General features: G+C 40.7%; 6 protein-coding genes and 1 pseudogene. All 7 read left to right on the forward strand.

Annotation, left to right across the window (positions count from 1 at the left end; genetic code table 11):
- Positions 1 to 1,023, forward strand: a pseudogene (locus BLS46_RS09350) (hypothetical protein); the annotation flags it as partial.
- Positions 1,024 to 1,074: 51 nt separating this feature from the next.
- A complete protein-coding gene (locus tag BLS46_RS09355; protein WP_093587151.1) occupies positions 1,075 to 2,250 on the forward strand; it encodes a family 1 glycosylhydrolase in 1,176 nt (391 codons plus the stop codon).
- A gap of 255 nt (positions 2,251 to 2,505) precedes the next feature.
- Entirely contained in the window at positions 2,506 to 3,192 is a 687-nt protein-coding gene (locus BLS46_RS09360; protein WP_093587153.1) for a hypothetical protein, read from the forward strand.
- A 14-nt stretch (positions 3,193 to 3,206) separates the two neighbouring features.
- Complete coding sequence (gtfA, locus tag BLS46_RS09365) at positions 3,207 to 4,736, forward strand: accessory Sec system glycosyltransferase GtfA (protein ID WP_093587155.1); 1,530 nt, start codon at positions 3,207 to 3,209, stop codon at positions 4,734 to 4,736.
- 27 nt (positions 4,737 to 4,763) lie between these two features.
- On the forward strand, positions 4,764 to 6,092 hold the full coding sequence (gene gtfB / locus BLS46_RS09370; RefSeq protein ID WP_000562905.1) for an accessory Sec system glycosylation chaperone GtfB: 1,329 nt from the start codon (positions 4,764 to 4,766) through the stop codon (positions 6,090 to 6,092).
- A 68-nt stretch (positions 6,093 to 6,160) separates the two neighbouring features.
- Positions 6,161 to 6,337, forward strand: a complete 177-nt coding sequence (locus BLS46_RS09375) for a hypothetical protein (protein WP_000066117.1) — start codon at positions 6,161 to 6,163, stop codon at positions 6,335 to 6,337.
- A 437-nt stretch (positions 6,338 to 6,774) separates the two neighbouring features.
- Positions 6,775 to 7,470, forward strand: a 696-nt coding sequence (locus tag BLS46_RS09380) for a KxYKxGKxW signal peptide domain-containing protein (protein WP_180364082.1), incomplete at its 3' end; no start/stop codon positions are given.

Below are 7,470 nucleotides of genomic sequence, written 5' to 3' on the forward strand. Positions count from 1 at the left end.
CAGAGTGAATGGGAATCCATATCCGAATCCCAAAGTCACTCAGAATCAGAGTGGTGGAGCTACTCCGAATCAGAGCAAGCAAGTCAGAGTATTTCCGAGTCTGAGTTCTATAGTCTGAGCCAGAGTGAATGGGAATCGATTTCCGAATCCCAAAGCTCTTCAGAATCAGAGTGGTGGAGTTCTTCCGAATCAGAACAAGCAAGTCAGAGTGTTTCCGAGTCCGAGTTCTATAGCCTGAGTCAGAGTGAATGGGAATCCATATCCGAATCTCAAAGTCACTCAGAATCAGAGTGGTGGAGTTTTTCCGAATCAGAACAAGCGAGTCAGAGTGTTTCCGAGTCCGAGTTCTATAGCCTGAGCCAGAGTGAATGGGAATCGATTTCTGAATCTCTTTCCTTGAGTGAGATGATTTCTCATCTACTTTCTGAGTCCGAGTCGTTAAGTTTGAGCGAAATCCTCTATCTCAGTGAGTCCGAATCCTTAAGTCAAAGTCAACAAATATCTGAATCTTTAAGTCAAAGTCAGAGTGTAGCTGATTCGGTGAGTTTTAGGAAAGCATCCCTATCTCAATCCTATAGTATGTTAGAATCAGAATTTGGTTCCTACAGACAGAGTGTAGCGGAGACAGAAGTATTCGCGCATGACTTGCATGCTTCGGAACGTCTGTATAAGAGCCTCTCTGAACTGGATATGAGCCCTCTAACTCACCAGCAAAAAGTGCAAGAAGTGATGACGCCTGAAATTTTTGAAGAAGAATCATCTCAAGCACATATTGCTGAGGAGCAACAGGAACTTGAAAATAGAGAGGAATCAATAAAGAATGTAGATTTGCAAGACTCTCTGAAACATCTGTCTCACTATTCAGAATCAAATGGAACAAATTTAAGGATGACGGAACGCCAACTCTATCACCTACTCAGACCAGGTTCGCAGCCCCTAGCACGTGACTTAAGAAATGTTGCAAGTGAATTGTCTGGTTTGGCTGCTATTACTCAAAAAAGGGAAGATGAGAAATCCTTCTAAACAGAACTTGCAATCATTAAATAGAAATAATAAAAATCAAAAGGAGCCACTATGATTAGAAATATGATGTCAAATAGTAACAAAGGTTTGGGTACTACAGATGTATTACCAGTTGACCAGTCTCGGATAGAAGTTCTGAATGGAACAGTTGACTACAAAAATGTACCTTTAGGATCTTATGATATCCTAGGAAGATTTGCTTCAGTAGGTCAGAGAGATTATATGGAAGAGCTGAATTTAATTCAATCAATGGGTTTTAATGCCTATAGAATCTCGATTTCTTGGGCACGCATCTTTCCAAATGGTGAAGAGCTGCAGCCGAGTGAAGAGGGGTTGAAATATTATGAAGCAATCATCGATGACGTATTAGAAAAAGATATCGAACCGATTGTGACTTTGAGTCACTTTGACCTTCCGCTGAATTTATACGAAAAATATGGAGCTTGGAAAAGCCGCAAGATGATCGAACTCTTTGAGCGTTACGCAGAAGCTGTCTTTCAGTACTTTAAGGACAAAGTGAAGTATTGGATTACCTTCAATGAGTTCAACGTTTTGCACCATTTGCCGTTTCTTGGTGGAGGATTGTCTTTTGGAGCAGATGACAATCAAGAACAGGTGATTTGGCAAGCAGCTCATTATCAATTAGTTGCTTCTGCACGTGCAATCAAGCTCGGAAAAACAATCAACCCAGAGTTTCAGTTTGGTGGGATGATGGTTGTTAGTAAAAACTACAGTCAGCAAACTGAAAATGCTATTGATGTAATGGAAGCAGAAGTCAAAGATAGGGAAAATTATTTGTTTACAGACGTGCAAGTTCGTGGATACTACCCAAATCACTTTTTGCGTCGTTTGGAACGTGATCAAATCGCCTTGGATATTGAAAATGACGACCTCTTTGTCCTAAGAGATGGGAAAATTGACTTTGTCAGCTTCAGTTATTATGCATCAAGCAATTCCCAAGAAGTTTTTATCAACAAATATGCAAGTAATGGCCAAAATCAAAATCGTATTGATTCTGTGGGACTTCGTCTCGTGATGAACAATCTTTATGATCGTTACCAAAAACCACTCTTCGTCGTGGAAGATGATGTGGTCTTGGATGATTCAAATAGTGTAGCAACTGAAGAATTGAAAACAAACATCCAAGAGATCGTGAAAACAGTCGAGTATGATGGTGTGGAATTACTTGGCTATACACCACTTACTTGGACGGAACTAAATTTTTAAAATAGGAAGTAATAACTGAATTTCTTCGACCCTAGAAGTAGTGTTCGTATTTTTACTTTTGAAAATGTCTGATTGATAGATCAGACATTTTTTTAGAAATAGATGGACTTTAAGCTAAGTTCGGGTTTTGCTTGATAGCAGCTTAGGATATTTTCCTTGTTTGGAGCTTAGAAAAGAATAGCAATTTGCGCTATTTTATGCTACAATGGGGAGTAGTGGTGTAAATCAGAATAAGTAAGGAATAGAGGGAGCAAAATGAGACTGAAGAAAACATTGTTCGGTAACTACCGTGCTAAGGAAGTCGAAGATTGTATCGAAGCATTAGAGGAAGGATTCGATCGTGAAATTCAAAAGAAGAATGAAAAAATCGAATCTCTACGTAAAAAAATCGACTCTATGAAGAATCAAGAAAAAGAGATCGGTGAAGCAGTCATTTATGCCAAATCTCTTGTCATTGAAGCTCATGATAGAGCCGAAAAAGAAGCTAAAGAAGTTTTAGAAAAGGCACAAAAAGACTACTTGGATACGAGAGAATCTATTCTCGAAGAAATCGATACTCTGACTAAAAAACGGGCAGAGGCTGAGAGATTGTATAATTTACAAAAAGAAAAAATTAAAAATATTATCAGTCGAATTGATGATCTTCTAGAACTGGACGATATCGATGGTAAACCAAGAGATATCAAAAAAATTCAAGAATTGCGTAAAGAACTTGAGAGACCAGAAGAAGTTGCTAAGGAGAAAGAAGAGGAGGTGCCTGAGAGAGAGAAAGTCCATCTCGAACAACCCCTTGCAAAAACAGGAACAGATAGTACCATCTCTGTCAGCTACATCACTTCACGTCGCGCAAAACCTAAAAAGAAAGACGAAGATAAGCTAGATGATGATAAGGGCAAGAGAATCAAACGTCTTTCAAGAATTAAACGAGATAACTTTTTGTAAGAGGATAATCAAATATGACAATTTATAACATCAATTTGGGGATTGGCTGGGCGAGTAGCGGTGTAGAATATGCGCAGATCTACCGTGCAAAATTGCTTCGTAGTGTGGGCTTAGAAGCGAAGTTCATCTTTATGGATTTTATATCTGCTGATAACATTGAACATTTGACAAAGAATATTGGCTTTGAAGATTCTGAGGTTATCTGGCTTTATCAGCATTTTACAGATGTCAAAATTGCACCGACGACCTATACGTTAGCGCAGGTCTTAGCGAGTTTCGATAAAGAGCCTCTCGAAATTATCCGCGACACCGATATGAAGACGATTCGACTAGTATTTGGTGATGGTGATTTTGTAACTTGTTATGCCTGTGATATGGATAAAGAGTTGATTGAACGCGCCGAAATTGTTTCGCGTGGTTGTTTGATTCAAAAAGAGTACTACACTTATACAAAGAATTTTGTTGAGTATTTTAGTCCGATGAATGGTCATGCGCAATTATATCAACGTACCTGGCTCAATGAAGATGGTAGTGTGGCCTATGAAGAAATCATCAATGAAGTCGATGGTAGACAGGAAACGCAAGTCTATCGTTTCCCAAATCATGTTTTCTATTCTAAGCAAGAGTTTGTCGCGCATTTTATGAGAAGTCTAGCTTTGACGGACAAAGATTTGTTGATCTTAGACCGAGAGACAGATATTGGTCAAGCTATCTTTGCTAATAAGGGCGATGCAAAGCTAGTCGTAATCGTTCATGCAGACCACTTTAGTGAAAATCCTGCTGAGAAAGACTATATTTTGTGGAATAACTATTATGAGTATCAGTTTGAACATGCCGAAGAAGTGGACTATATCATCAACTCGACCGATGCGCAAACGAACCTACTCAAAGAACAATTCGCTCAATATACAACCATCAAACCAAAGGAAATCTTGACTATTCCAGTGGGAAGTCTGGATCAATTGCGTCATCCAGAAGGCGAGCGCAAGCCGTTTGGATTGATTACAGCTTCGCGCCTAGCCAGTGAAAAGCATATCGATTGGTTGATTCACTCCGTAGCGAAGGCGCATGAGCAATTACCTGAAATCACTTTTGATATCTATGGTACGGGTGGCGAAAGAGCCATGTTGGAGCAGTTGATTCATGAGTTAGATGCAGGAGAGTATATCCGTCTGATGGGGCATCACCACATGGCAGATGTGTATCGAAATTACTCTGCTTACCTGTCTGCCTCCACAAGTGAAGGGTTTGGTTTGACCTTGTTAGAGGCGGTTGGCTCTGGTCTGCCAATTATTGGTTTTGATGTACGTTATGGAAATCCAACCTTTATCCGTGATGGGGAAAATGGCTACTTGATTCCTGAGGCGCGTCCAGATGATCTGGATGCAATGACAACGGAATACGCAGAAAAGATTGTCCAGCTATTTACTCAACATTCCCAAGAAGATCTATCCCGTGTATCCTACGAGGTGGCAGAACCATATCTTGATGAACATATTGCCCAGCGTTGGTATGATCTTGTTCAATCTGCACAGCATCAGTAGGGATTCGAAAAGAAAGGCATAAACACTATGATTTGTTTATTTGAACGCTATGATCAAGCGAGTTTTGATTTACTACGTTCACTTAAGGCAGCTGGACTAGACTGCCCTGTTGTCGTGATCCGAGACGATGGTTACCTCGCACCTGATGTCGAGTCGCCTTACAGTTACTTTACTGGAGATGTGGCTTCAGAGGACGATCTACCTCTTTATTTTAACCTTGTTCCGAAACCTCATTTGTGGGAAATTCGCTCGAGCAATGTTAATGGTGAAATCTTGGATATGGGTAAGAAACGTGCCAATATCTTTTACCGTCAACCGACACACGAACGTCGCGTGCGTGCAGTCGAGTGGTTGGATGATCAAGGTCGTGTACGCGCTGCTGACATTTACAATCGCAAGGGACGTCTCTTTGCACAGATTACCTATGATGATGCTCAGCGTCCAACTCATACACGTTACTTTAATCAAGATAACGTGACGGTGATTATGGAAAATCATCTAACAGAGGATATTGTCCTAACTCTTGATGGAAAACGCCATATTTTCAATTCTAAGCAAGAATTTGTAATCTTTTACTTGCGATATCGTGGATATGATACAGATCGCATTATCTACAATTCTCTAGCAACACCATTTTTAGTAGCCGTTGGTCTGACTCCGAAAGAAGGACGAGCAGAGGATATTCTTTTCTGGCAGGAGCCAATTGGAGAGGAGTTGCCGGGTAACATGAAAGCGGCGATGCAGTTGCCTCATCGAAACATCCGTATCGCAGTACAGGATAAACAAGTTTATGATAAAATCCTCAAGCTTGCGACACCAAAAGAGAAGAGTTACTTCCGCAATGTCGGTTATCTCTATCAATACCATCGCCTCAATAATATGAATCCAGAAGCTTTGATTCTGACGAATAGTGACCAAATCGAGCAAATTGAACCACTTTTGACTCAATTACCAAATGTTCATTTCCATATTGGAGCGATTACTGAGATGTCAAGTCGTTTAATGGAATTAAATCGCTATCCGAATATTTCCCTCTACCCTAATATTCGTCCAGCTAAGGTGAATGAGCTCTTTGCTCGCTGCGACTTGTATCTGGATATCAATATCAGTGATGAAATTCTCAATGGTAGTCGAACAGCTTTTGAGAATAATATGCTGATTCTCAGTTTTGAGACGACTTGTCACAATCATCGTTTCGTTGCAGAAAGCCACATTTATCCGGTGGAAAATGTATCAGCCATGGTAGGTAAGATTCAGGGAGTTCTCTCTCTTCCGTCTGAAATGGAGGCTGCTCTTGCTAAGCAAAAACAGGCGGCGAATCAGGCTGATCTGGAAGCCTACAAGGCAATTTTATAAGCTAATAAGACAAGGGCTTGCTTTCGATGAAAGCAAGTTCCTTTCTATCAACAGAAAAGGAGGAGCACATGTCTAACAAGGACAATAGCATTTTACAAGAACATATACGAGAACAGCTAGATAATCGAAAGAAACCCCTAAAAAGGGAGAAGCAAGATTTTAGCATGATTGCCGTGCTGGGCGGAGTTCTCTTTCTCGTAACTCTTTTGGTCACACTACTCATGCAGTTGGGACGCTTTTTTTAGGAACTTTTCTGGATGGAGATGGTCTCTAGAAAAGATGAACCTTGATGATTTGCTCGTCAAGGTTTTTTTGTTTCTGTCTAAGTGAACTAGTGTGAAAGGGTGGGGGAAGGAAGAGATTTCGAAAGATAATAAAACGTTTTCAATTATTTGATCCTTGAAAGCGAATTTTAGATAAAAATTAGGTGTTTTCATTTGTCATTTCGAGTATAATTGCTTGAAAAGGAGGAGCTGTTTTGATAGAATGGTAAATGGTATATACTAGTTAAAAGCAACTGGTATATCCCAGATGGAATCTGCTTTTTCTAAGTCAAAGGGATAAAAACTGAGACTGACTGCGGTTTTATTGGCTTTGGTTTTGAGAGGGTAGCGCAACTACGCTTTGTTAATGATCATGAGGTTAACAAAGGGTCGCATTTTGATGAAAAGAAAGGAATCAAATGTTTCGAAGTAAAAAATTTAACAAAGATTTCGAGATCGTAGATGAGAAAAAGCGTTATAAGCTTTACAAGTCGGGTAAAAACTGGGTAAAAGCCTCGAACTCTCAATTGGATCTCTTCCGTATCGGTGGGATGGGCGAAGTTGTCTCTAGTACCCTGTCAGACACTGAAGAACTTGATCACGCACACCTAAGCCTTAACACGCTAGCGGGTATAGGGGGAATTCTGGCCGCTGGAGCTGCAGGATTTGTGATGACTCAAGAGCAAACTGTATACGCAGATGAAACGTCTGACTATGCAGAAAAGGATAAAACAGTCATCGCAGCTGAACCAAAAGCAGCTGAAACAACTGAAACAAGTACTAACTCAATCATCGCTCAAGCGCAAGCAGAAGTAAAGAAAGCTCAAACAGAACAAGCATCTGCAACAGCTTCTGTATCAGTCAGTCAATCTGTTGAGGCTCAAGCGAGTGCGAGTCAGTCAGCTTCAGTCAGTCAATCTGCCTCAGCAAGTCAGTCAGTCTTAGCGAGTCAGTCAGCATCTGCAAGTGCTTCAACATCAGCAGGTCAGTCAACTGCTCCAGCATCTGAGTCAGCGAGTCAATCAACCTCAGCTCCTGTATCAGCTTCAGCAAGTGCAAAAGCATCTGCATCAGTAAGCTCTGCACCATCAGAGTCAGCAAGCGCTCAAGCACCT

Origin of the sequence: Streptococcus sp. NLAE-zl-C503 (genome assembly GCF_900104285.1) — a bacterium.
Taxonomy (GTDB): domain Bacteria; phylum Bacillota; class Bacilli; order Lactobacillales; family Streptococcaceae; genus Streptococcus.

Bases quoted from the DNA above. Each gene is read 5' to 3' on its own strand.
- BLS46_RS09375 (WP_000066117.1), top strand. From the start codon at position 6,161: ATGTCTAACAAGGACAATAGCATTTTACAAGAACATATACGAGAACAG.
- BLS46_RS09355 (WP_093587151.1), top strand. From the start codon at position 1,075: ATGATTAGAAATATGATGTCAAATAGTAACAAAGGTTTGGGTACTACA.
- gtfA (WP_093587155.1), top strand. From the start codon at position 3,207: ATGACAATTTATAACATCAATTTGGGGATTGGCTGGGCGAGTAGCGGT.
- BLS46_RS09360 (WP_093587153.1), top strand. From the start codon at position 2,506: ATGAGACTGAAGAAAACATTGTTCGGTAACTACCGTGCTAAGGAAGTC.
- gtfB (WP_000562905.1), top strand. From the start codon at position 4,764: ATGATTTGTTTATTTGAACGCTATGATCAAGCGAGTTTTGATTTACTA.